The 23,445-nt window shown below is 71.0% G+C and carries 19 protein-coding genes; 4 read left to right on the top strand and 15 right to left on the bottom strand.

The features are described from left to right. Positions 1-95: 95 nt before the first annotated feature. Both ACIRQP_RS10330 and ACIRQP_RS10325 read left to right on the top strand, forming a co-directional pair. Positions 96-611: an acyl-CoA thioesterase gene (locus ACIRQP_RS10330; RefSeq protein WP_403886323.1), complete on the top strand. Its 516-nt coding sequence runs from the start codon at positions 96-98 to the stop codon at positions 609-611. Next, on the top strand, positions 608-1,306 hold the full coding sequence (locus ACIRQP_RS10325; RefSeq protein WP_403886320.1) for a hypothetical protein: 699 nt from the start codon (positions 608-610) through the stop codon (positions 1,304-1,306). The genes ACIRQP_RS10330 and ACIRQP_RS10325 overlap by 4 nt, the downstream gene beginning before the upstream one ends. Positions 1,307-1,367: 61 nt before the next feature. Here ACIRQP_RS10325 and ACIRQP_RS10320 read toward each other — a convergent pair whose 3' ends face one another. After that, on the bottom strand, positions 1,368-1,772 hold the full coding sequence (locus ACIRQP_RS10320) for a globin (protein ID WP_403886317.1): 405 nt from the start codon (positions 1,770-1,772) through the stop codon (positions 1,368-1,370). 137 nt (positions 1,773-1,909) lie between these two features. Between ACIRQP_RS10320 and ACIRQP_RS10315 the strand changes: the two genes are divergently transcribed. Further along, positions 1,910-2,980, top strand: coding sequence for a methyltransferase domain-containing protein (locus tag ACIRQP_RS10315; RefSeq protein WP_403886314.1), 1,071 nt, complete (start codon positions 1,910-1,912; stop codon positions 2,978-2,980). On the opposite strand, the gene ACIRQP_RS10310 is transcribed toward ACIRQP_RS10315, so the two are convergent. The 14 genes from ACIRQP_RS10310 to ACIRQP_RS10245 all read right to left on the bottom strand — a co-directional run bounded on the left by ACIRQP_RS10310 (position 2,961) and on the right by ACIRQP_RS10245 (position 22,413). Further along, positions 2,961-4,142, bottom strand: coding sequence for an FHA domain-containing protein (locus tag ACIRQP_RS10310; RefSeq protein ID WP_403886311.1), 1,182 nt, complete (start codon positions 4,140-4,142; stop codon positions 2,961-2,963). The genes ACIRQP_RS10315 and ACIRQP_RS10310 overlap by 20 nt on opposite strands. A 130-nt stretch (positions 4,143-4,272) precedes the next feature. Continuing rightward, on the bottom strand, positions 4,273-5,631 hold the full coding sequence (locus tag ACIRQP_RS10305) for a VWA domain-containing protein (RefSeq protein WP_403886308.1): 1,359 nt from the start codon (positions 5,629-5,631) through the stop codon (positions 4,273-4,275). Between the two features lie 127 nt (positions 5,632-5,758). Continuing rightward, positions 5,759-7,219 carry a PP2C family serine/threonine-protein phosphatase gene (locus ACIRQP_RS10300; RefSeq protein ID WP_403886305.1) on the bottom strand — a complete coding sequence of 487 codons (1,461 nt, stop codon included), beginning with the start codon at positions 7,217-7,219 and terminating at the stop codon, positions 5,759-5,761. Positions 7,220-7,222: 3 nt separating this feature from the next. Next, positions 7,223-10,006: a tetratricopeptide repeat protein gene (locus tag ACIRQP_RS10295; RefSeq protein ID WP_403886302.1), complete on the bottom strand. Its 2,784-nt coding sequence runs from the start codon at positions 10,004-10,006 to the stop codon at positions 7,223-7,225. A gap of 121 nt (positions 10,007-10,127) precedes the next feature. Then, positions 10,128-11,459, bottom strand: a complete 1,332-nt coding sequence (locus ACIRQP_RS10290) for a hypothetical protein (protein WP_403886299.1) — start codon at positions 11,457-11,459, stop codon at positions 10,128-10,130. 137 nt (positions 11,460-11,596) lie between these two features. Next, the gene (locus tag ACIRQP_RS10285) at positions 11,597-12,655 is read right to left on the bottom strand and encodes a glutamate ABC transporter substrate-binding protein (protein ID WP_403886295.1); all 1,059 of its coding nucleotides are present in this window, start codon (positions 12,653-12,655) and stop codon (positions 11,597-11,599) included. A gap of 11 nt (positions 12,656-12,666) precedes the next feature. Then, positions 12,667-14,082 carry a hypothetical protein gene (locus ACIRQP_RS10280; protein ID WP_403886292.1) on the bottom strand — a complete coding sequence of 472 codons (1,416 nt, stop codon included), beginning with the start codon at positions 14,080-14,082 and terminating at the stop codon, positions 12,667-12,669. A 290-nt stretch (positions 14,083-14,372) separates the two neighbouring features. Then, a complete protein-coding gene (locus tag ACIRQP_RS10275) occupies positions 14,373-15,377 on the bottom strand; it encodes an N-acetylglucosamine kinase (protein ID WP_403886289.1) in 1,005 nt (334 codons plus the stop codon). Positions 15,378-15,385: 8 nt separating this feature from the next. Continuing rightward, positions 15,386-16,651 carry a 6-phospho-beta-glucosidase gene (locus ACIRQP_RS10270; protein WP_403886286.1) on the bottom strand — a complete coding sequence of 422 codons (1,266 nt, stop codon included), beginning with the start codon at positions 16,649-16,651 and terminating at the stop codon, positions 15,386-15,388. Positions 16,652-16,656: 5 nt separating this feature from the next. After that, positions 16,657-17,568 (bottom strand): carbohydrate ABC transporter permease, encoded by a 912-nt coding sequence (locus ACIRQP_RS10265; RefSeq protein ID WP_403886283.1) that lies wholly within the window; start codon positions 17,566-17,568, stop codon positions 16,657-16,659. A 1-nt stretch (position 17,569) separates the two neighbouring features. Further along, positions 17,570-18,511, bottom strand: a complete 942-nt coding sequence (locus ACIRQP_RS10260; RefSeq protein WP_403886280.1) for a carbohydrate ABC transporter permease — start codon at positions 18,509-18,511, stop codon at positions 17,570-17,572. Positions 18,512-18,529: 18 nt separating this feature from the next. Then, positions 18,530-19,864 carry an ABC transporter substrate-binding protein gene (locus tag ACIRQP_RS10255; protein ID WP_403886277.1) on the bottom strand — a complete coding sequence of 445 codons (1,335 nt, stop codon included), beginning with the start codon at positions 19,862-19,864 and terminating at the stop codon, positions 18,530-18,532. Positions 19,865-19,944: 80 nt separating this feature from the next. Next, entirely contained in the window at positions 19,945-21,108 is a 1,164-nt protein-coding gene (locus ACIRQP_RS10250; RefSeq protein WP_403886386.1) for an ROK family protein, read from the bottom strand. A 243-nt stretch (positions 21,109-21,351) separates the two neighbouring features. Further along, positions 21,352-22,413 (bottom strand): mechanosensitive ion channel family protein, encoded by a 1,062-nt coding sequence (locus ACIRQP_RS10245; RefSeq protein WP_403886274.1) that lies wholly within the window; start codon positions 22,411-22,413, stop codon positions 21,352-21,354. 294 nt (positions 22,414-22,707) lie between these two features. On the opposite strand from ACIRQP_RS10245, the gene ACIRQP_RS10240 reads away from it, so the two are divergent. After that, complete coding sequence (locus ACIRQP_RS10240; protein ID WP_403886272.1) at positions 22,708-23,247, top strand: HNH endonuclease; 540 nt, start codon at positions 22,708-22,710, stop codon at positions 23,245-23,247. The last annotated feature ends 198 nt before the right edge of the window (positions 23,248-23,445 follow it).

Here is a 23,445-nt window from a genome sequence, read left to right as displayed (position 1 = left end):
CTTCGAGTCGTACGAGAAGAACAAGATCGAGCGGCTCGGCGCGGATGCCGCCCGTCCGCACCGCGCCACCTACCGGAAGCTGACGCGAGACTGAGATGGCCCGCCACTACTACAGCTGCCCGCTGCGCTGGTCGGACATGGACGCCTTCGGGCACGTCAACAACGCGGTCTTCATCAGTTATCTGGAGGAGGCGCGGATCGACTTCATGTTCCGGCTGGCGCCGGGGGACGGCTCGCCGTCCTTCTCCGGCGGGTCCGTGGTGGCCCGGCACGAGATCGACTACAAGCGACCGCTGGTCCACCGGCACGAGCCGGTGACCATCGAGTCGTGGGTGACGAAGATCAATGCCGCGTCGCTGACGATCGAGTACGAGATCAAGGACGAGGGCCAGGTGTACGTACGGGCCTCGACGGTCGTCGTGCCGTACGACCTGGCGGCCGGGCGGCCCCGGCGGATCACCGAGGAGGAGAGGACGCATCTCCTGAAGTACCTCGACGACGCTGACGCCGACACCGGCACCTGCACGAGCAAGAGCGCCCAAGGTGCCCACGACGTCCAAGACGCCGAAGACGCCCAGGACGCCGAGGACAAGGACGCGCTCGCGGTATGACGGCGCCCGAGCAGAGGGTGGAGTTCGCCGACGCGCGGGAGGCGGCCGATCTCGGCGCCTTCCTCGCCCGGCTGATCCACTACGACCGCGCCGCCGCGGTACGGCTCCAGGCCGGGGGCGGCACGCTCGCTGTGTTCGGCCGGCCGGCGTCCTTCGAGGTGCTCGCCATCCGTACGGCCAGGCTCGCCGCGCCGTACGCGCTCGATGTCACCGTCTCCGCCGGGGAACTCCTCGAAACGATCGATGAAGCGGCGGGCAGCGCGGTCGTCCCGGCGGCCGTCACCGGTCCGCCGTGGGCCGGGGTGCTGCCACCGCGTGGCGGCTGGCGGCAGGTGCCGGGGCTGCCGGGAACGGACGCCATACTCCGTGCGCTGGCCGTCGCGGTCGCCGAATTCCGTTCCCGCGACGAGCGGTTGACGCCCGGCGACAGGACCCGTGCGGAACGCGACCGGATCGGCCGGGAGATCTGGTCCCGGACCCTCGGAGACACCCATCTGCCGCTGCGGGCCGTGCACGCCGCGCAGTCGCTGGGGTTCCTGCGGACGGTCCGCGCCATGGTGCCGGCCGCCGCGCCCGTCGAGGAACAGCCGGTGGCGCTGCTGGAGTCGGGCAGCTGGCTCCGGCTCCGCACGCCGTACGGCTCGATCGCGGTACGGCGCGCGGGGATCGGCGGCCTGACGGTCACCCCGGTCTGAACGGGACCGCCCCCGGTCCGACCGGGAGTGGCAGAAGCGGGCGGGGGGATCGGGGGAGGGATCAGCCCGCGGTGTTCACCATCGAGGCGGCGGCGTAGGTGAGGTAGTCCCACAGCTGCCGCTGGTGCGCCTCCGAGAGCCCCAGCTCCTCGACGGCCACCCGCATGTGCTTGAGCCAGGCGTCGTGCGCGGCGCTGTCCACCGTGAACGGTGCGTGGCGCATCCGCAGCCGGGGGTGCCCACGGTTGTCGCTGTAGGTGCGGGGACCGCCCCAGTACTGCATCAGGAAGAGCGCGAGCCGCTCCTCGGCGGGGCCCAGATCCTCCTCGGGGTACATCGGCCGCAGCAGCGGATCCTCGGCCACCCCCTGGTAGAACAGGTGGACCAGGCGCCGGAAGGTCTCCTCGCCGCCGACCTGCTCGTAGAAGGTCTGCTCCTGAAGCGTGCCCCGCGGAATCTCGTTCACCTGTCCATGGTCTCAGACGGACCGGCGGAGGACCTCAGGCCTAGGACCGGCTCCCGGCTCCCGGGGCCTGTCCGATTCTGGCGCGCAGATGCCAAGGCCCACTCGCTTCCCGGCCGCTCACCCAGGACAGTGGAGAGATGGGCGCACACCGGGAGGACGTGTACGGGCCGGACGAGGCGGACGTCGCCGACGCACGCGCCGGGCTGATCCGGGAGATCGCGATGACCGGGGCGCTCGACGACCCGGCCTGGCGGGCGGCGTTCGAGGCGGTACCGCGCCATCTCTTCGTGCCGTACTACTTCGTCGGCCGCCCCGGTGGCTACGACCGGCTGTGGAGCGGAGACCCCGACCCGGTGCGGCGCCGGCGCTGGCTTCGCGGGGCGTACGCGGACGGGCCGCTCGCGACCCGGGTGCGCGACGGCGAGCTGATCTCGTCCAGCAGCCAGCCCTCGCTGATGGCCCGGATGCTGGCGGAGCTGGATGTACGGGACGGGGACCGCGTCCTGGAGATCGGCGCGGGCAGTGGCTACAACGCGGCCCTGCTCTGTCACCGGCTGGGCGACGAACTCGTCACCACCGTCGATGTCGATCCCGAGATCACCGAGTCCGCCCGCAGCCATCTCGCCACGGCCGGCTACCGGCCCGCCGTCATCACCGGCGACGGGGCGCGCGGCTGCCCGGAGCGCGCTCCGTTCGACCGGATCATCGCGACCTGCACGCTGCCGTCCGTGCCGACGGCCTGGTTGGGGCAGTGCCGGCCCGGGGCACGGATCCTGGCGCCGCTCGCCACCGGACTGATCAACCTCCGTGTCGGGAAGGGGAACCACGGGAACGGCGCACAGGGCGCTGGGGGAGGGCGCGGTGAAGGAGAGCGCGGCACCTGCGCGGAGGGGCACTTCCTGAACACCGCCGCCTACTTCGTACCGCTGCGGGGCGTGCCGGGGAGCACGGCCCTGGCACGCCGGCCCCTCGGCGGACTGCCGAGGCGCGCCAGCGAGAACGAACTCTTCCGCTTCCTGCTGACCCTGACCGCGGGCAGCCTGGACCCACACGAGGCGCTCTCCCTCTGGGAGCGCGAGCGCCGCCCGGAGCGGGCACGGTTCGGTGTCACCCTCACCGGCGGCCGCCAATGGGCCTGGCTGGACGACCCGGCGGGGCCGTACGTATGGCCCCTCAGCCCGGGTGGGGTCAGCCGCGACGAATCGTGATCGTCGTCCAGGCGCCGACATGCACCCGGTCGCCGTCCTTGAGCGGGACGGGGACATAGGGCTGTATCGGGTCCTCGGCGCCGTTGAGCGTGGTGCCGTTGGTGGAGTTCTGGTCGACCACGGCCCAACTGCCGTCCGGCTGGTGGACCAGGACCGCGTGCTGGTGCGAGACGCCCGGGTCCTCCGGCGGGACGGACAGGTCGATCTCCGGCGACTCGCCCGTGGAGTGCCTGCGGCGGCCGATGGAGACCTGGTTCCCGGCCAGCGGCAGACGCTGCTCGGGGGAGTACGCCGGCAGATTCAGCCCGGTGGCCTCGGGGCCGCTGCGCTGCATCATCGCCATGAAGTACTCACGGTCGGGGCCGATGATCGCCGTCCAGGTGGCCGGTGCCTGCTGGTACTGCCGCATCGGGTCGTGCTGGTGGGGCACCTGTGCCTGTGCGTGCGGCTGCGACTGCTGCGACGACCGCGACTGCTGCTGCGACTGCGGAGCCCCGGGCTGGGCCGCGGCCGATGCCCCCGAGGGTGGCGGCAGCATCCAGTCGTCGTCACCGGCCGGCCGCGCCGGCGAGGGCGCCTGCGGGGCGGCGGACTGCTGCTGGAAGGCGGGCGGGGGCGGCGGTCCCTGCTGCTGATACGGCGGCGGGGGCGGCGGTCCCTGCTGGTGCGGGTTCTGCGGCGAGAGCGGCGGAGGCGGCGACGTCTCGGGCGACAGCGGTTCGGCGGGCCGGTTCAGCTGCGAGGGCCGCGAGCTCTGGTACTCGTACGGATCGGGCGGCCGGGGTGGCTGCTGGGCCTGGAAGCCCGGCGGCAGGTTCAGCCCGGGAATGGGACCACCGGTGCCGCCAGGGCCTCCGGGGCCCGGCTGCTGCGGGGCCAGCGGGGTGTACGACGTCGCCGTGTTCGTCTGGAAGTTCCAGCGGCACTGCTCGCAGAACGGTGCCATCGGCTCGCGTGGAGTGCGGCACTGCGGGCACAGCTCGGCCTGAACGGTGGCATGGGGGCCGGACCCCGGCGGATAGCCGTAGCCGGGCGCGGGCGGCGGCGGGGGAGGCGGTGGTGGTACGGCACCCGTGGGAGCGCCAGGACCGGCCATGCGATGGCCGCAGACCTCGCACCAGTCGTCGGAACCCGACTGGTGTCCGTTCGGGCAGGTCGGCATGTCGGCGCTTCCCCCTCTCCTCGTCCGGCCCGCAGGCCGATGTTCTCTGTATCTTCGTGCCGCGGGCTCTTCGCTGCGCGGATGCTTCGCCGCGTGGACGCTTCGCCCACGCGGATGCTTCGTTACGCGGTTACTTCTTGACGCGAACGGTCTTGGTGGAGCGCGTTTCGAGGGTCATCTCGTCCGCGTCCGCGACCTTCGCCTTCAGTCGCACAGTACCTGTCGCCGCATCGACGACGTCCACCACCTTCGAAAGCAATTTCGCGGTATCGGCGTTCCCCGACGACGCGGCGAGCTGCACCGCACGTCCCAGTTTCGCGGTCGCGCCATCGAAATTGCCCGACTTGCGCGCATCCAGGCCCTGTTGGATGACTTGCGCCAGTTCGGCTTGACCCGTGTAGTGCGCGACCTGGGGGTTTATCGAGGTGGAGGCCGCCATGTCGTCCGTCCATACCGCCCGTACCAGCCCCTGCGACAGCACCTCGGGAGCTCCGCCGCCCGGCGCGGGAAGGATCAGCGAGACCCGCGCGGCCAGCATCTCCTGGCCGATGCCGGCCTCCGGAACCCGTACAGACACGTGGTAATCGCGCGATTCGTCACCCCAGGACCCGGTGGGATAGTCCCCGGCCCGGGGTCCCGCCTCCGTGCGCCGGCCGGTCAGCTCCTCGACCGTGGGCGCCACCTGCTTGACGAAGGCGATCTCCACGCCGACGGGTGTCCACAGCCGCAGCGCCACATCCGCGATCTCCTTGCCCATCGCGTTCTCCATCATGCTGGTGAAGTCCGCGGCCAGGCCGGCCGGATCGGCGACGATGTCGGCGGTCCCGAGCAGCGCGGAGGCGATGGCCGTGACCTCCTTGACCTCCCAGTCCGTGCCGACACCGCGGGCGTCACAGGTGAACCGTCCCGCGCAGGAGTCCAGCGCGGCCCTCAGATCCTCCGGCGCCTCGTGCTCGTTACGGCCGTCGGTGAGCAGGATGCCGTGCCGGATGGGGACATCGGCCGTGGCCAGCAGCCGGTCGGCGAGCCGAAGCCAGGTGCCGATGGCCGTACCGCCGCCCGCGCTCAGCCGGCGCAGCGCCTCCTTGGCCTCGGCTCTGGTCTGTCTGCCGGCGACCGCGAGTCCTCCGTTGCCCGGGAAGATCTCCTTCGCCACATGCGTACCGCCGACGATCGCGAAGGCGACGCCGTCGCGCAGGGTGTCGACGGCGGCGGCCGTGGCGTCGCGCGCGTTGCGCATCTTCGTCGGCGGGTAGTCCATGGAGCCCGAACAGTCGACCATGATCACCACGGCCGCGTTCGGGCTGTGCCCGGGAAGGGCGGAGGGTGCGGACGAGGCTCCTGGCAGTGGCACTCCACCGGTGGTGCCGCCCCCTGTCGAGGTGACCGTAACGATCGCGTTGACCTCGCGCCCGCCTTCCGGCAGGTATTCGTTCTGGTACACGTCGACGGAGAACTGCGGCACGTTCGACTTGGAGAAGTTCGCCATCTGTATCGGCTCCTTGACGCTCCACACAGCAGAGACAAGTCAGTGAAAGGGGCAGTAAAAGGTCTTCAATTGATCAATAATCAGTCAGTTCAGGGGCATGTGTGATCGAGAGTGGGCAGAGCGGGACTCACGCCGAGTTGTAGGCGGATCCTGCCCCTTGGGGTGGCAGGGCGAACGGCAGCACCGCCACTGTTACGTTGTCGTGGCCCCCACCGTCGAGCGCGTGTCCGACCAGTACCTGGGCGGCGTGCAGCGGCCGTCGCGCCGCGTCGGCCGGCAGGGCCCTGGCCATCTCGTCGGCGCCCTCCGCGTAGTTCCACAGACCGTCCGTGCAGACCACCACCACACCGGGGCGGTCCGGCTTGAACGAGGCGGTGTGCGGCTCCAGTTCGTACGCGTCGGCGCCGAGCCAGCCGGTGATGGCGTGGGCGCGGGCGTCCGCGTACGCCTCCGTCTCGTTCATCAGACCCGCCGCGACCATCTGCGCGGCCCAGGAGTCGTCCTCGGTGAGCCGGGCGGGCGGGCCGCCGCGGTCGTCCGGGATCCAGTACGCCCGGCTGTCGCCGATCCAGCCGACGACCAGCAGACCGTTCGCGACCACCGCGCCGACGATGGTGCACGCGGGGGCGTTCTGATGGCGGTGCGGGTCGTGCTCCATGCCGCCGCCCGGGGACGTGGCGAGGGCGTTGACCGCCTCGGCCGCCGCCACGATCGCCTCGTGCATCGACTGCTGCGGATGCGTACCGCGCTCCAGCGCGGCCAGCAGGGACTCGTTCGCAGCCGCGGCCGCCGCGGCCGAGGCCTCGTCGGGGCGGGTCGCGGACGACACACCGTCGCAGACGACCGCGACGACGGCGGGGGAGCCGTCCGGCAGGGCGGCCGACGACACGGCGAACGCGTCCTCGTTGCGGTGATGACGCAGCCCGCGGTCGCTGACGGCCGCAACCGCGCCCAACTCCTGCTCCACATGGTCGCGTTCGCGCGGCTGGGCGTGTCCGCAGTTCTCGCAGTAGCCGTCCGTGTCGACCCGTCCGGCCCGGCAGGCGACACAGAGCTTGCCGCCGGACGGGAGCGCGGCGCCGGGGTCCGCGGTGCGCGGATCGGCGGCGTCCCGGTTCGGGCTCTCCTGACCGACGCTCTCCGGGCCGACGCTCTCCTGGCCCGTGCTCCCCGGATCCCGGCTCTCCCGGCCCGTGCTCTCCTGGTTCGCGTAGTCGCGCGCCGAGCTGTCCCGGACCACGGCCCCGGGCGCGGGCAGCTCGAAATCACCGGGATGGGCGGGCATCCGCGAGCCGCTCGACTCCAGGCCGAGCAGTTCTTCCGGCAGATGCAGCGGCGCCGGTGTACCCGAACTGTCGGTCCCGGTGACCGTGGGCCACTCGACCCCCGCCACCGGAGCGTCGGGCACCCGGGCATCGGGCTCCGTCGGTCCCACGCCGTTCATCACGAGGGTGGGCCTGTCGTCCGGGCGCGGCGGCACGGCCGACAGGTCGTAACCGCACGCGCCGCAGAACAGGTCGCCGGACTCCAGCGGCTCCTCGCAGCTGGGGCAGGTCGGCAGCTGCGCCGACTTGGGCTTCTGGGACATCAATCACACCCACGTCCGGGGGCGGAAACGGTTGGCCCGCTCCACCAGTTCGATCCTCTCCTCGCCGCGCTGAGCGAGCCGCGCGAGCACCCGGTAGGAGCGTTCCAGTCCGAAACGCAGCCCACGCTCGTCCAGTTCACTGCCGAGCAGTACGGCCCGCACCGGACGGGAGCCGGGACTACCGGAGAGTACCCAGTCAAGGGCCGTCCCCAGTACCTCTGTGGACAACTGCTCGCGCCGCACCGCGTCCAGACCGAACTGCTGGAGCGCGGACACCTGATGGGCGGCCGCCGTCAGATCGTCGATCAGCGGCCGCTCCCGGCCGGGACCGGCGGCCGTCGGCGCTCCGCGCTGCCGCAGTCTGGCCCGTACGGCCGCGACCCGCGCCGCCGTGTAGTGGATCGACGCCTCGGGCACGGACTCAAGGGACCGTACGGCACCGGCCCGGTCACCGGCGGCCAGCCGCACCCGGGCGAGACCGAACGCCGCGCTGACATAGCTCGGGTCGGTCATCCAGACGAGGCGGTAGTACTCGGTGGCGTTGTCCAGCTGACCGAGCACCTCGGCGCAGACGCCCAGCGCCAGCTTCGGGGCCGGCTCGCCGGGGAACGCGTCGTATATCGCGTCGAAGGAGAGCGCCGCGGTCTCGTGGTCGCCCGTGGAGAGCGAGGCGATGCCCCGGTACCAGACGGCCCGCCAGTCATCCGGACGCCGCTCCTCCAGGGCGGCCAACGATTCCGCGGCCGTGGCCAGTTCGCCCATCTCCAGCCGGGCGCGCAGCTCACGCAGTCCGCGCTCGACGGAGTCGGTGGGGGCGGCGGCCAGCGCGGTGATCAGCTCGGCGGGGGCCGAGGCCAGCAGACCGGCGAGGAATCCGGCGTTCGGGTCGTTCGGATCGACTCTCGGTACCGGCAGCGCCAGCGCGACCGCGCGGGTGTCGAGCGGCGCGAGCCGGGGCACGCCGGAGTCCGCGGGGCCCATGGGGTCCGCAGCGCCCGCGGTGCCCGCTCCAGGAGCCGCCGCGCCCGGAGCCGCCGCGCCCGGGGCCGCCTCGGCGCGGGGCGCCGGAAGGTACGGCGGGGCCGCCGGGGCGAGTCCACCGGCTCCGGGAGCGCCGGGCCGTGCGCCCGGCGCGGGGAGGGCGACCGCACCGGCCCCGGCGCCGGGCGGCAGGACGGGCGCGGCTCCCGTCCCGTCGCCGCCCGTGAGGGCCGGGGCCGCCCCCGCCGCTCCGGTACGCCGGCCGAACAGGCCGCCGCCCCGCGCCGGTTCGGGCCGCGCCCCCAGCCGTGAGACCTCCTCGGTCAGCTCCGCGAACAGCTCCGTGTCCGTGACCCGCAGCTCGGGACCGAACAGCGTCGACAGCGAGGGACGCGGACGCCCCGTCTGCAGCGCCACCACCTCCCGCAACACGCCCGTCAGCTGCTCCGCCATCTCCCGCGCCGACGAGAACCGGCGCGCCGGATCCGGGTCCGTCGCGCGGACCAGCAGCCGGTAGAAGGACTCGTACGTCCGGAAGACCTCGATGTTGTCCGGGTCGGGGAGCGAGTCCACGAACACGTTCGTGTAGCCCTGGAAATCGAAGGTCAGCACCGCCAGGGTGCGGGCGACCGTGTAGAGATCGGAGGCGACCGACGGGCCGGCCTCCGCGACCTCGGGCGCCTGGTAGCCGACGGTGCCGTAGATCGCCGACTCGTTGTCGTCCGCCCTGCGGACCGCGCCCATGTCGATGAGCTTGAGCTGATCCTCGGTCTGGATCGCGTTGTCGACCTTGAAGTCGCAGTAGAGCAGGTTGCGGCTGTGCAGATGGCCGAGCGCCTCCAGCGCCTCGATGCCGTACGCGCACGCCTGCTCCACCGGCAGCGGATCGCGCTTGTCCGCGGCGGTGCGCCGCTCGTTGGCGATCTCCTTGAGCGACTTGCCGCCGACGTACTCCATGACGATGTAGCCGTCCATGGAGCCGGTCCGCTGGTCGAGATGTTCCACGAAGTTGTAGATACGGACGATGTTGGAGTGCTCGATCTCCGCGAGGAAGCGGCGCTCGGAGATCGCCGCCTCCATGGCGTCCTGGTCGCCGGTGTCCAGCAGGCCCTTGAGCACCACCCAGCGGTTCGAGACCGCGCGGTCGATCGCGAGATAGACCCAGCCCAGACCGCCGTGGGCCAGACACCCCACCACCTCGTACTGGCCGTGCACGATATTGCCCTCGTGCAGCTTCGGCACGAACGAGTACGGGTGCCCGCACTTGGTGCAGAACCCTTCCGTACGCCCCGGCCTGTCCCCGCGCGCACGGCCCACCGGCGCACCGCAGTCCGAGCGCGAGCAGAACCGCTTGCGCTCGGGCACTTCCGGGTGCTTCATCACCGCGGAACGCGGGTCCGGGCGCGGCACGTCCGGTACGGAGACGAGGCCCGCGCCGAGACGGTTACGGCCCGACGCGGCCGTGGACGAGCCGGAGCTGCGTACCGACACCGACTGGGTCGACAGCCGCCCGGACAGGGTGCGCGAGAGGCGGCCCGAGACCGAGCGCCGGGACGTGGACGAGCGTGAGGAGCTCCGCGAGGAGCCGCCCCGCGCGGAGGAGCCGGACGAGGAGCGCGAGGACGCGCCACGGCCGGAGCCGCTGCTCCGTCCGGCGCTGGTGATGCCGGTGGGTGGCGAGGACAGTGAGCCGTTGGGCGAGACGACGGGTGCCAGACCGCAGGTGTCGCAGTACAGCTCACCGCCGCCCATGTCCTCGTACGAACCCTCGCAGCCGGGGCGCTGGCATGCGTTCGTCCCGCTCATCTGTCCCCCCGTTGACCCGCTGACATCTCTGTCGCGGCTCGCTCCGTCGGCCGTCCCCCGGCCGTCCACTGCTCGGCCGTCCAGTGCCCGGCCGTCCGTCCCGCCACCACGCACCGCACCGTCATGTGTCCCCCCTGCGGTCGGCGGGGCCGGGCCCGCGGGGGACCAGCACGTCCGCCGCCGCCCGCTGATAGCGCAGCACCGCCTCCTCGGCCACGCGCAGATCGCAGGGCGCGCTCCACAGCATCCGGCGCGCCGCGTCGTACCGCTCGATCAGCACCGGGTCCTCGGCCAGTCCGTGCCGGGCGACCTTCGCCTTGTACGCGTCGAGCCGGCCGCGCAGCTCCGCGCGGATCGCCAGCGGGGCCGTGACCGCGGTCAAGGACTCGCGGGCCCGCAGCAGTTCGTCCTCGGCGTCCCGCTCCAGCGACTCCAGGAGCGGCGAGAGCCGGTGCCACTGTGCGTGTCTGCGGTACTCGGCGGCGGTCGAGAGCCGTTCCTGAAGGGCCGTCGGCGGACCGCTCACCGCGGGCACCTCGGAGGCGGCGATCTTCGCCAGCACCTCGCCGCGTGCCGACCGGGCCTCGGTGAGCGTACGGTCCGCGCGCGACAGTACGTCCCGCAGCCGCATCAGCCGCTCCTCGGAGTCCTGGCGCACTCGCAGGACCGCCTCGATCTCGCGCCGTACGTCCTCCAGCGCGCGGGCGGCCCGGTCGTAGCGCTCGGTGTCGGGACGGCCGCCGCCCGGCGCCGAACTGCCGGGCGCGGGCCGCCAGAACGCCAGCGGATCGGAGATCACCTGATCGCGCAGCGTGCTCAGTTCCTGAGTGATCGACTCCAGGTCGTCACCGGCCGGATGCTCGCCGGGCCGTACGCCGACGGAGTGCGCCAGCGAGCGGGTACGCCGCAGCTCGGCGGAGAGCAGATCGATACGTGCGGGCAGCGCGGACCACACCGAGTCCGCGGCCACGACCATGTCCAGGGACGACGCGTACAGCTCGTTCATCCCGGCCACCAGCTCCGCGAGCGTGAAGCGCTCGGAGAGCTTCGCCGGGCCGGCGAGGGACGGGGGGCGCTGTCCGGCGGCGCCCGCGACCACGACACCGCGGCCGCGCAGCGTCTCCGTCAGCTCCAGCAGATCGTCGCGGTTGGGCCAGCGTCGTCGGGCGCGCGCCCCACGGGCCCCGTTCAGCGCCGCGGTGTAACTGTCGAAGTACGTCCACAGGAGCGTGATCGACAGTTCGGCGGCGGCCCAGCGGTCCTTCGTGACGCCGGTCAGCTCGGCTCCTTCGAGGAGTCTGCGGCCCGCGTGGTCCTGGAGGGCGAGCAGCGAGGTCTCGATCGCCTCGTACTCCGCTTCGAGTCGTGACAGGGCGCGGTCCACCTCGTCCCGGTCCATCACCGGTCCCGGTGGCCTCCCCGTCGAGTCGGGGAAGGAACCCGTGACGCCCATCGCTCACCTCTCCGCTCGTATCTTCAGCCCTGCCGGAACGTCGGCCGGCGCACCGTGTGTCCGTCGGTCGTCCGCCCCTGATCCTCGGCCGCTGGTCCCCGGCCCCTCGGCCTTCGTGCCCCTCGGCCTTCGGTCCCTCAGTCTCTGTACGTGGCCGTGGGCGGCTTCGTGATGCCCGGCAGCCCCGCCGACAGCCACTCCTTGTACGAGTTCATCCAGCGGCTGTCGGGCCCGCCCGTGCGGTACTCCTCCAGCACATGGTTCACCCGGCGCACCAGATCGTCGTTGCCGCGCTTGGCGGCGACACCGTAGTACTCCGGCTTGAGCGGCTTCCCGCGCAGCTCGACCGCCGGGTCCTGGGCCGCCTGGCCGGCCGCGAGGGCGTTGTCCGTCATCAGCGCGTCGACCTCGCCCAACTGGAGCCGGACCAGGCAGTCGAGCTGATTGGGCACCGTCAACTGGTCCTTGTCCGAAGGCTTCCCCTCGTTCTCGTCCTCGAATATCGCGCCGAACGGTTCACTCTTCAGTGTCTCGTTCGCGATCGAACCCTCGGCCGTGCAGACCCGCTTTCCGGCCAGCGATTCGTCGTACCCCGTGATGGTCGACCCCTTCGGAACCAGTATCTGCTGGCCCGTCTGGAAGTAGGCGGTGGAGAAGGAGACGTCCTTGAGCCGGTCGCAGGTGATCGTCATCGTCCGGACGACCAGGTCCACCGTGTCACCCATCAGCGCCTCTTCCCGCTGGTTGGTGGGGATGGTACGGAAGACGATGGCGTCCCGACTGCCCAGTATGTCCTCCGCTATGGCCTTCGCGAGATCGATGTCGAAGCCCTCCAGATCGCCGGTGTCCGGATTGCGGGCGCCCCAGCGGTAGCTGTTCTGGTCGACTCCGACGCGCAGCTTGCGGTCATCACCCGTACGATCCCTGATCGCCTTGACGCCGGGGGCGTTGTCGTCGTCGACGGGTCGGAGACTGGCCTCCGGGGACGGGCAGTCGTCGGCGTTCGCGGGCACGGCCGTGGCGGTGTGCTGCTCGGAGCGCTCTGTTTTCTCCGAGGTCGTATGGGTCAGCGGTAGCAGGGTGACCGCGGCTGTCAGCACACAGGCGCCCGCCATGGCCGAGACACCGCCCCAGCCGCGGAGCCCGCGGAACGGGCCGGGGCCGCGGAACCGGCGCGGCCTGTCCGTCGAGGTCATCCCTTCCCCTCTCACCGGTACTCCGAGAGCCTGCGGCCGATCCCCAGGATCGTGCCCACCGCGGCCACCAGCGCCAGCGCGCCGGCCCCGATCGCCAGACCGTTCAGCGCGCCGAGACCGTCCGAGGCGTAGGTGTCGAACTCCTTCTGCTTCAGCTCGATCGCCAGCTTCAGCGACGAGTCGACCCGGCGGAAGGACTCGCCGGTGGAGTCCTCCGTCCCGATCACCTTCGCCAGCGCGGTCTTGTAGTCACCAGTCTTGTCGGCCTTGCTGGCCAGGGCGTGGCGCCCGCGCCATTCGGAGACCGAGGCGATCGCGTCGTTCACCGGTGTACGGCCGTCGCTGTTGTCGGGAGCGAGCCCCTTGGCCTTGCCGAGCGCGACGCTGAGCTTGTCCATGCCCGTGGTGTAGTCCGTCTCGTACTTGTCCTTGTTGTCCTCGTTGAGGACGGCGCCCCTGGCGACCAGGATGAGGTTCTCATTCGCACGGGCCTTGAGCGAGTTGATCCGGGCGTCGTTGAGGACCTCCAGCGACGCCTGGCCGTGTGTCTTCGCGTTGTGCAGCTCCGAGCGCGCGACGGTCTGCGCGGCGGCCAGCCAGAGCAGCAGGACCGTGGAGGCTGCCGTGGCGGCGAGCAGGCCGTGGTTGAACACGCGGTTCGTCCGCAGATAGTTGCGCCGCTGGGCCCAGAAGAGACCGCCGAACGCCAGCACCCCCAGCGCCGTCGAGACGAACGGCCACAGCCGCGCGTCCTCGTTGTCCGTCGCGAGCCGGTCGGTCTCCGCCGCGTACAGCTTCTCGGCGGCGGGCAGCAGCTCGTTGCTCATCAGCTGGTTCGCGTACCGCAGATAGGCGCCGCCCAGCGGCAGCCCCTGCCGGTTGTAGGCGCGGGCCTGCTCGATCAGGCCGGTGTAGCGGGGCAGACCCTCGTTGAGCGTGGCGATCTGGCGGCCCGACTCGCTGGTGCCGTCCGTGTGTGTGGCGGCCGTGATCAGCAGGCCGGACGCCGTCGTGATGTCCGTGCGGTACGTCTTCTGCACATCGGGGGGCTCCGGCGCGCCCGCCAGGAAGCCGCTCGCCGCGGCCGTGTCCGCGTCGGCCAGCGAGCGGTAGATGTCCGCCGCGTCCACGCTCAGCGGCTGACTGCGGTTCACCACGTCATCGGCGGCGGTGAACCGGTCCGACGCCTCCCATGCCGTCACCGCCCCGAACGCCACGACGAGCAGGGCCAGGGCCGCGCCGATGATCCGCAGCCGGCCGGGCTCGGTCGTCGCGGCCGCGCGCACCCGCTCCGCGGTCTCGGCCCACGCCGCCCGGCGCGCGGGCGGCTGACCGGCCGGCGGAACCGACGGCGGCATCGGCGGCCGCGCGGGCGCGTGCGGCGGAGCCGACGGTGGCGCGGAGCGCACATTCGGCGGGTTTGTCACGTGACCTCCCCCTTGGTCATGGACGACGGCGGCCCGCCCCCTGCGGGTCGGGGGACAACTCCAGGTCAGCAGTATGGCCGCAGCCACTGACAACTACACCAGGATTGACTGGATCTTGTCCTTCCCGGGCCGACCGCGGCCGGTCGATCTTCCTGCCGTCTCCCCTCATGAATACGCCGGAGCCCCGTGAGCGGTTCCCGTTCACCGGGCTCCCGTACGCGTTCGGCCGCCCGGAGCCCGCCCGGAGCCCGCCCGGAGCCCGCCCGGAGCCCGCCCGGCAGCGGCCCGGGTCAGGCGTAGTGAGCCGCGAGCCTGGCGTGCGCCTCCGCGCTCGCCCCCACCTGGTCGAGACCGAGCAGCGCGGCGCCCAGCACCGGCGGCGCCGTCACCACACCGATGACCGCTTTGGGCGCCCTGGCCGCCAGCAGCTCCGCGATCCGGTCGTCGAGCTGGGGATGACGGGCCGCCAGGACACTCCCGCCCAGCAGCACCGGCACCTCCTCGTCGAGCAGCCCGAGCCTGCCGAGCGCCACCGCGGCCAGGACGACGACCTCCTCGGACAGCCGGTCGACCACGGAATGGGCCACCGCGTCGCCCGCCGCGCTCGTGGCGAAGAGCACCGGTGTCAGCTCATGCCTGCGGGCGAACGGGATATGGCCCAGATGCAGCGACTCGATCAGCTCGTACATCGAGCCGAGCCCGAAGTGGCCCGGCAGCGTCCGCACCAGCTCCGTCGGCTCGCCGCGGCCGTCCTCGGCCCGCGCCGCGAACCACAGGGCCTCCTCCGCGAGGCCGGAACCGCCGCCCCAGTCACCGGAGATCCGCCCGATCGCGGGGAACCGCGCGGTACGGCCGTCCGGCAGCATCCCCACACAGTTGATGCCCGCGCCACAGACGACGGCCACGCCCCGCGGCTCCGCGCCGCTCGGCAGACCGGCGCGCAGTATCGCGAAGGTGTCGTTGCGCACCTCCGTCGTACACCCCCAGCCGCGCGCCTGCACGGCCTCGGCCAACTCCCGCTCCTCGACCGGGAGATCGGCGTTGGCGAGACAGGCCGACACATGGCCGACGAGGTCGCGCTCCGGCAGCCCGGCCGCCGAGGCGGCCTCGGCGACCGTCACCGCCAGCGCGTCGACCGCCGTCTCGATCCCGACGACCGGCGGCTGGAAGCCGCCCCCGCGGGCCGTGCCGAGCACCGAGCCGTCGGCGCCGATCACGGCCACATCGGTCTTGCTGTTCCCGGCGTCGACGGCCAGGACGCTCGCGCGCCCCACCGTCTCGCCGGCAGTGCTCACCGCCACGCTCACGCCCACGCGAGATGCTCCCGGTTGTGGGCGATCAGCTGGTCGGTGAGCGCCTCGGCGTACTCGTACTGACCGATCAGCGGGTGCGAGAGCAGCGCCTTGAAGACCCGGTCCCGGCCGCCGCGCAGCGCGGCCTCCAGCGCCAGGTCCTCGTACGCCGTGACATTCGCGATCAGGCCCGCGTACAGCGGATCCAGCTCGGGCACCGGGAGCGGCACCGTGCCCGATGTGTCCACCCGTGCCTGGACCTCGATCACCGCGTCGTCCGCCAGGAACGGCAGCGTGCCGTTGTTGTACGTGTTCACCACCTGGACCGGGCTGCCGCCGCCGCGCAGCAGCGAAGCGGCCAGATCCACCGCCGCCTCCGAGTAGAAGGCGCCGCCGCGCTTGGACAGCAGCTCCGGCTTCTCGTCCAGCGTGGGGTCGCCGTACATCTCCAGCAGCTGCTTCTCCATCTCGGCCACCTCGGCGGCCCGGGACGGCTTGGTCCGCAGCTCCCGTACGACCTCGTCGTGCGCGTAGAAGTAGCGCAGATAGTACGAGGGCACGACCCCCAGCCGGTCCAGCACCGCGCGCGGCAGCCGCAGATCGGCCGCGAGCGAATCGCCGTGCTCCGCCAGCAGCTTGGGCAGCAGATCGGCGCCGTCGGGGCCGCCGAGCCGTACGCCACGCTCCCAGGTCAGATGGTTCAGCCCGACATGCTCCAGGTACACCTCGGAGGGCGCGACGTCCAGCAGCTTCGCGAACCTGCGCTGGAAACCGATCGCCACATTGCACAGCCCGACGGCCTTGTGGCCGGCCTGGAGCAGCGCCCGGGTCACGATCCCCACCGGGTTGGTGAAGTCGATGATCCACGCGTCGGGGTTGGCGCGCCGCACCCGCTCGGCGATGTCGAGGACCACCGGGACCGTACGCAGCGCCTTGGCGAGACCGCCCGCGCCCGTCGTCTCCTGCCCGATACAGCCGCACTCCAGCGGCCAGGTCTCGTCCTGGTTGCGCGCGGCCTGTCCGCCGACGCGCAGTTGGAGCAGCACCGCGTCTGCGCCGGCGACGCCCGCGTCCACGTCCGAGGTGGTGGTGATGCGGCCGGGATGGCCCTGCTTGGCGAAGATGCGCCGGGCCAGCCCCCCGACCAGCTCAAGACGGTCGGCCGCGGGGTCGACCAGTACGAGTTCCTCGATCGGCAGGGTGTCCCGCAACCGAGAGAATCCGTCGATGAGTTCGGGTGTGTAGGTCGATCCTCCGCCTACCACAGCGAGCTTCATGGTTCTCAGCCCTTCACTCCGGTCAGTGTGACTCCCTCGACGAACGCCTTCTGGGCGAAGAAGAACACGAGGATCACAGGGGCCATGACCAGTACGGTCGCGGCCATGGTCAGATTCCAGTCGGTATGGTGTGCGCCCTTGAAGGACTCCAGGCCGTAACTGAGCGTCCAGGCCGCCGGGTTCTCCGAGGCGTAGATCTGCGGGCCTAAGTAGTCGTTCCAGGCGTAGAAGAACTGGAACAGCGCGACGGCCGCGATCCCCGGCCTGGCCATCGGCAGGACGACCCTGATCAGGGTACGGAACTCGCCGCAGCCGTCGACCTTCGCCGCGTCCAGGTACTCATTGGGGATCGTCAGCAGGAACTGGCGCAGCAGGAAGATGGAGAACGCGTCACCGAACGCCATCGGGATGATCAGCGGCCAGAGCGAGCCCGACAGATCGAGCTGCTTCGCCCAGAACAGATACATCGGAATGATGATCACCTGGGGCGGCAGCATCATCATCGAGATGACGAGCATCAGCGACAGCTGCCGGCCGCGGAAGCGGAACTTCGCGAGCGCGTACGCCACCGGGATCGAGGAGAGCACCGACAGGACGGTGCCGAGCCCCGCGTACAGCAGGGTGTTCTTCCACCAGGTCAGAAAGCCGGGTGTGTCGAACACCTTCGCGTAGTTGCCCCACTCCCAGGAGTTGGGGGTCAGATCGCGGGTGAGCGCCTGATGGTCGCTCATCACCGAGGTCAGGAAGAGGAAGACGAACGGCAGCACGAAGAAGAGCGCGGCCGCGACCCCCAGCGAGTGCACGGCGATCCAGTGCAGCAGCGCCTTGCGGCGCGCGGTGCGGGCGGCGGGCGTACGGTCCGGCGCGTCGGGCGCGGTCGTCGCCGGCGAGCCGGCCCGGCCGAGGAGTTGTGTCATCTCAGTCACCCGATCCGATCAGTCCGCCGCGCCGCCGCATCAGCAGCGCCGTGAAGGCCATGGCCAGAGCGAACAGCACGAGCGCGACCACACACGCGGCGCCGTAGTCGAAGCGCTGGAAGCCCAGGTTGTAGACCAGCTGCGGCAGGGTCAGCGTGGACTTGTCCGGATACCCGGGCTCGAACTGCTGCCCTGAGCCGCCTATGACACCGGAGGCGACCTTGCCCGCGACCAGCGGCTGGGAGTAGTACTGCATCGCCGAGATGACGCCGGTGACCACGGCGAACATCACGATCGGCGAGATGTTCGGCAGGGTCACGTACCGGAAGCGGTGCCAGGCCGACGCGCCGTCCAGCTCGGCCGCCTCGTACTGCTCCTTCGGTACGTCGAGCAGCGCGGCCATGAAGATCACCATCAGGTCGCCGATGCCCCAGACGGCCAGCAGGGTGAGCGCGGGCTTGGACCAGCCGGGGTCGTTGAACCACCCGGGGGTCGGCAGGCCGAGGTCCCCGAGAATGGTGTTGACCGGCCCCGTACCCGGGTTGAGCAGGAAGACGAACGCGAGCGTCGCGGCGACCGGCGGCGCCAGATACGGCAGATAGAAGAGGGTGCGGAAGATCCCCGTACCCGTCTTGATCTTGGTGATCAGCATCCCGACGCCGAGTCCGAAGACCACCCGGCAGGTCACCATGATCACGACGAGCCAGAGGGTGTTGCGCAGGGACGGCCAGAACATCGGGTAGTCGTTGAAGACGTACGACCAGTTCCCCAGACCGTTCCAGACGGGCGAGTTGAAGCCGTCGTACTTCATGAAGGAGAAGTAGACGGTCGAGATCAGCGGATACGCGAAGAAGACAGTGAAGCCGATCAGCCAGGGCGACATGAACGCCGCCGTCCGAAGCGCCGACCTGCGGCGCTTCGAACGGAGCGTGTGCGTGGACATCGGTGGCTTCCCGGCCCGCTACTTGGCCTGCTCGATGTCGCGGTCGATCTGCTGGGCGGTCTTCTCCAGACCCGCCTGGAGATCCTTCACCTTGCCCTGCTCGTACTGGTATCCGAAGTCCTGGAGCGTCTGCTGGTACGTCGCGCCGTTGACGGCGGCCGGCGGGGTGTTGGACTTCGGGTGCTGCGCGATGTCGAGGAAGGTCTTGAAGCGCGGGTCGAACTTCAGGTTGGGCGACTTCAGCGCCTCCAGCGTCGACGGCACATTGCGGATGCCGTTCGCGAACTGGACGACCGCCTCGGTGTCGGTCGTCATGTACTTCACCAGCTCCCACGCGGCGTTCTGCTTCGTGCTCTGCGGGGCGATCCCCATGATCGTGCCGGAGAGGAAGCCCTTGCCGTAGCTGTCCGCCTCGTCGTCCGCCACCGGCATCGGCGCGACACCGATCTCGAACGGCACCTTGGCGTCCTCGGCCATGCCGAGCCGCCACTCGCCGTCCAGCTGCATGGCGACCTGGCCGGTGTGGAACGGGTGCTTGGCGCCCCACTCGTCGCCGAACGTGGAGCGGAACTTCTCCAGCTTCTCGTAGCCGCCGAGGTCCTCGACCAGCTTCTTCTGGTACGTGAACATCTTGGCGAAGGCCGGGTCCTTGGCGATGTTGGACTTGCCGTCCTTGTCGAAGTAGGCGTGGTCCCAGCTCGACATGTAGTGGTCGACGACCGTCTCGTAGCCGTGGTAGGTCGGCATCAGACCGACCTGCTCGTAGCTGTCGCCCTTGGTCTTCGTGAGCTTCTTGGCGACGGCGGCCAGCTCCGACATCGTCTTCGGCGGGGAGGTGATCCCGGCCTTCTCGAAGGCGTCCTTGTTGTAGTAGAGCCCGTACGCGTCGCTGAGCAGCGGCAGCGCGCAGCGCTTGCCCTCGAACCGCGTGTACTCCAGCAGCACCTTGGGGAAGGTCTTCTCCAGGTCCAGCTTGGACTTCTCGATGAACGGGTCCAGGTCGGCGAAGGCGCCCGACGAGCAGAACTTGCCGACGTTCGAGGTGGTGAAGGAGGACACCACATCCGGCCCCTTGGAACCGCCCGCGCGCAGCGCCTGGTTGAGCTTGTCGTCATTGATGTTGCCGACGACATTCACCGTGATGTTCGGATGAGCCTTCTCGAACCGGTCGATGTTCTCCTGGATGGCCTTCACCTCGGCGGGCGCGCTCCAGCCGTGCCAGAAGGTGATGGAGGTCTTGGCGTTCGGATCGTCGGAGGCGTCGGCGCCGGACTGTCCGGTGCACGAGGTCGCGAGAACGGATATCGCGGCCACCGCGACGGCGGAGACGGCGAGACGACGGTTTTTGAGCATGGCGGTACTCCCGGTGGTGGGTACGGGGGTCGGAAAGGGAGATACGGGGCTGTCGGGCGGCGGAAGGGATCGGGCGGTGATCAGCGGGCGGTGTCGAAGACCTCGTCGCGCGTGGTGGACAAGGCGCTCTCCAGCGCGCCCCGCAGTACGGGACGGTGCTGGACCTCACCGATGAGGAGCCGGGGGCGGGACGCGGCCAGTTCGGCCAGCTCCGCCTGGACGAGTGCGCGCAGCGGCTCACCGCCGGCGACGGTCACCCCGCCCGCGAGGACGATCAGCTCGGGGTCGAGAACGGCGGTCACCGAAGCGAGACCGGTGGCGAGCCGCTGGGCGTACAGCCGCAGCAGCTCGGCCAGCCGGCCGTCCTGCTCGTGCCCGGCGGCGGCCCGGGTCAGCAGCCCGGCCGCGACCTCGGCGTACGGCGTCTCCGGGGTGTCGATGCCGAGGGATCTCGCGAGTCGCGGCACGGACTGGGCGCCCGCCAGCTCCTGGAAACCGCCGCTGTTCGCCCGGACCACCTGGCGTACCAGCGGGGTGCCGGGCACCGGCAGGAAGCCGACCTCGCCGGCGCCGCCGGTGAAGCCGCGGTGCAACCGTCCGCCGATGAACAGGGCGGCGCCGAGACCCTCCTCGTTCCACAGCAGGACGAAGTCCTCGTCGCCGCGGGCCACCCCGAGGCGCTGCTCGGCGACCGCCGCGAGGTTCACGTCGTTCTCGTACCCGACGGGCATCGGCAGGGCCGCGGCCAGCTCGTCGAGCAGCGTGGTGGAGTGCCAGCCGGGCAGATGGGACGCGTACCGCAGCCGGCCGGTGGACGGATCGAACGCGCCGGGCGTACCGATCACCACCCGGTGCACGTCGGCGATGGCGAGACCGGCGGCCTTCACGGCCCCTTCCAGCGCGTCCCTGACCTGATGGACGACACTGTCGGCGCGGCGCCCCGGGGTGGGCAGTTCGAACTCCCCGACGGTCGTTCCGGTGATGTCGGCGACGGCGGCCAGGATCCGCCGCGGACTCACATCGAGCCCCGCGGCGTACGCGGCGCGCGCGTTGACCGCGTACAGCTGGGCGTTGGGCCCCGGCCGCCCCTCGGTGGTCCCGGTGGCGACGACCAGACCGGCGGCTTCGAGACGGGCGAGCAGCTGGGAGGCGGTCGGCTTCGAGAGGCCGGTGAGCTTGCCTATCCGGGTCCGCGAGAGCGGGCCGTGGGCCAGCAGCAGATCGAGCGCGGCCCGGTCGTTCATGGCCCGCAGCACACGCGGTGTCCCCGGTGACGGAGTGGGTGATCCGGTCACATCGGTCACGGACTCGACACCTGCCCTTCCCCTGCTCGCTCCCGACACTGTTAGGAAAGTTTCCTATCGGGTGCGAAGGAAAGTAGGCCGGAAGTCTCGAAGGCGTCAATACTCTCCGGCACAAGACGCCCCCGCGGCAACCAAAGCGTTACCTGCGGGGGCGGCGGGAAAGACGGGTGAGAAGGGACCGCGCTACTTCGCGAGATTCGGCGGCGGCGTGATCGGGGCCGCCGCCAGGGACTGCGGGGACGTCGGGCTCGCCAGCGCCGAGGGAGCGGAGACACCCGCCGCCGGGTCCGCCGTCGCGGTCTCCGCCGCCGGGAGGAGGCCGCCGACGATCTGGATGCCCGCCTCGTCGAACGCGCGCTTGATCCGCCAGCGCAGCTCTCGCTCCACACCCAGCGCCTGGCCCGGCATCGTCTTCGCCGAGAGCCGCACCGTCATCGAGTCCAGCAGGACGGCGTCCAGCCCCAGCACCTCGACCGGGCCCCACAGCCGCTCGTTCCACGGGTCGTCCTTGGCCATCTTCTCCGCGACCCCCGCGATGACCGTACGAACCCTCTCCAGGTCCTCCGTCGGCCGCACCATCACATCGACACCCGCCGTCGCCCAGCCCTGGCTGAGGTTGCCGATCCGCTTCACCTCACCGTTGCGCACGTACCAGATCTCGCCGTTCTCGCCCCGCAGCTTGGTGACCCGCAGACCGACCTCGATCACCTCGCCGGACGCCACCCCCGCGTCGATGGTGTCCCCGACGCCGTACTGGTCCTCCAGGATCATGAAGACCCCGGACAGGAAGTCCGTCACAAGATTGCGCGCACCGAACCCCAGCGCCACCCCCGCGACGCCCGCCGAGGCCAGCAGCGGGGCCAGATTGATATTGAGTGCGCCCAGCATCATCAGCGCCGCCGTACCCAGGATCAGGAACGACGTAACCGAACGGAGTACCGACCCGATCGCCTCCGAACGCTGCCGGCGCCGCTCCGCGTTCACCAGCAGCCCGCCGAGCGCGCTGCCCTCCACCGCCTGCACACTGCGGTTCATGCGGTCTATCAGCTTGGTCAGCGCCCGGCGGATCACATGACGCAGCACGAGCGCGATGACCAGGATCAGCACCATCCGCAGCCCGGTGCTCAGCCAGGTGGCCCAGTTCTCCTCCACCCAGCTGGCGGCGTCGTTCGCGCGGTTCGCGGCCTCGTCGAGGGTGACGGAGTCGGACGACGGACCGGCGGCCGGCAGGGCGGACCAGGACACGGCGGAAACCTCCAGGTATTGCCGGGGTGGACCAACCACACTAACGGGGCAGTCCGGCCGGGCCGCCGTCCCGGCGGCCGGAGAGACGCGCCTCACGTATGTCACCCACGGCCCGTCCAGGGCCCCTGCGCGGGCCTGTGCGCGGGCCAGGAGCCGTCATGTGGTCGTCATGTGGTCGAAAACACTCATAGCCCGTTACCTGGACGTGGTGGCGTTTCGACCAGGCATGAGGAGAGACTGAGAACAGATCGTCCCGGCGCGAGCCACGCGCCGCCGGCGTACAAGGAGGCATCCGTGCCGCATGTCCTGGTCCTCAACGCGTCGTACGAGCCGCTCGGCGTCGTACCGCTCCGCCGCGCGCTCGTCCTCGTCCTGGAGAACAAGGCACTCTGCCTCGAGGAATCCGGCGCCTTCATGCACAGCGAAACCCGCGTCATCCCGGCCCCCAGCGTCGTACGGCTGAAGCGCTTCGTACGGGTCCCCTACCGGGGGCCCGTTCCGCTGACCCGCCGTGCCCTCTTCGCCCGTGACGGCGGTCGCTGTATGTACTGCGGTGGCGTCGCAACCAGCGTCGACCACGTCATCCCGCGCAGCCGCGGCGGACAGCACCGGTGGGACAACGTGGTGGCGGCCTGCCGCCGCTGCAACCACGTCAAGGCGGACCGGCACCTACGGGAACTGGGCTGGCGCCTCAACCACCAGCCCGAGCCACCGTCGGGCCTGGCCTGGCGCATCATCGGCACGGGCCACCGCGACCCGCGCTGGATGCCGTACCTCCAGCCGTACGGCGCGGAAGACGCGGTGGCGCGCATCGACGCGCCGAGGGTTTCGTAGGGCTTGGTCCGCCTCCCTGGGGGCGCGGGAGGCGGGCCAGGGCTGGGGCCCCCCTTTTTTTGGGGGGCTCGGTTCGCCTCCGGGCGCTTTATGCCCCTGTCGACGGTCGACCGTGCTCGATTCCCTCGTACCTCGGGAACCTCCGCGCGCTCTCCCTTTCGACAGCGGCGAGCCCTTCGGCTCACTCGCCGCCGGAAA

Source organism: Streptomyces sp. NPDC102274, from assembly GCF_044766385.1.
Taxonomy (GTDB): domain Bacteria; phylum Actinomycetota; class Actinomycetes; order Streptomycetales; family Streptomycetaceae; genus Streptomyces.
The sequence above is the reverse complement of the archived record's forward strand: the minus strand, read 5'-3'. Positions and strand labels throughout refer to the sequence as shown.

Excerpts from the sequence above, each read along its gene's own strand:
- ACIRQP_RS10330 (WP_403886323.1), top strand. The coding sequence starts at position 96 with ATGGCCCGCCACTACTACAGCTGCCCGCTGCGCTGGTCGGACATGGAC.
- ACIRQP_RS10325 (WP_403886320.1), top strand. The coding sequence starts at position 608 with ATGACGGCGCCCGAGCAGAGGGTGGAGTTCGCCGACGCGCGGGAGGCG.
- ACIRQP_RS10315 (WP_403886314.1), top strand. The coding sequence starts at position 1,910 with ATGGGCGCACACCGGGAGGACGTGTACGGGCCGGACGAGGCGGACGTC.
- ACIRQP_RS10310 (WP_403886311.1), bottom strand. The coding sequence starts at position 4,142 with ATGCCGACCTGCCCGAACGGACACCAGTCGGGTTCCGACGACTGGTGC.
- ACIRQP_RS10305 (WP_403886308.1), bottom strand. The coding sequence starts at position 5,631 with ATGGCGAACTTCTCCAAGTCGAACGTGCCGCAGTTCTCCGTCGACGTG.
- ACIRQP_RS10300 (WP_403886305.1), bottom strand. The coding sequence starts at position 7,219 with ATGTCCCAGAAGCCCAAGTCGGCGCAGCTGCCGACCTGCCCCAGCTGC.
- ACIRQP_RS10295 (WP_403886302.1), bottom strand. The coding sequence starts at position 10,006 with ATGAGCGGGACGAACGCATGCCAGCGCCCCGGCTGCGAGGGTTCGTAC.
- ACIRQP_RS10290 (WP_403886299.1), bottom strand. The coding sequence starts at position 11,459 with ATGGGCGTCACGGGTTCCTTCCCCGACTCGACGGGGAGGCCACCGGGA.
- ACIRQP_RS10285 (WP_403886295.1), bottom strand. The coding sequence starts at position 12,655 with ATGACCTCGACGGACAGGCCGCGCCGGTTCCGCGGCCCCGGCCCGTTC.
- ACIRQP_RS10270 (WP_403886286.1), bottom strand. The coding sequence starts at position 16,651 with ATGAAGCTCGCTGTGGTAGGCGGAGGATCGACCTACACACCCGAACTC.
- ACIRQP_RS10265 (WP_403886283.1), bottom strand. The coding sequence starts at position 17,568 with ATGACACAACTCCTCGGCCGGGCCGGCTCGCCGGCGACGACCGCGCCC.
- ACIRQP_RS10260 (WP_403886280.1), bottom strand. The coding sequence starts at position 18,511 with ATGTCCACGCACACGCTCCGTTCGAAGCGCCGCAGGTCGGCGCTTCGG.
- ACIRQP_RS10255 (WP_403886277.1), bottom strand. The coding sequence starts at position 19,864 with ATGCTCAAAAACCGTCGTCTCGCCGTCTCCGCCGTCGCGGTGGCCGCG.
- ACIRQP_RS10250 (WP_403886386.1), bottom strand. The coding sequence starts at position 21,108 with ATGAACGACCGGGCCGCGCTCGATCTGCTGCTGGCCCACGGCCCGCTC.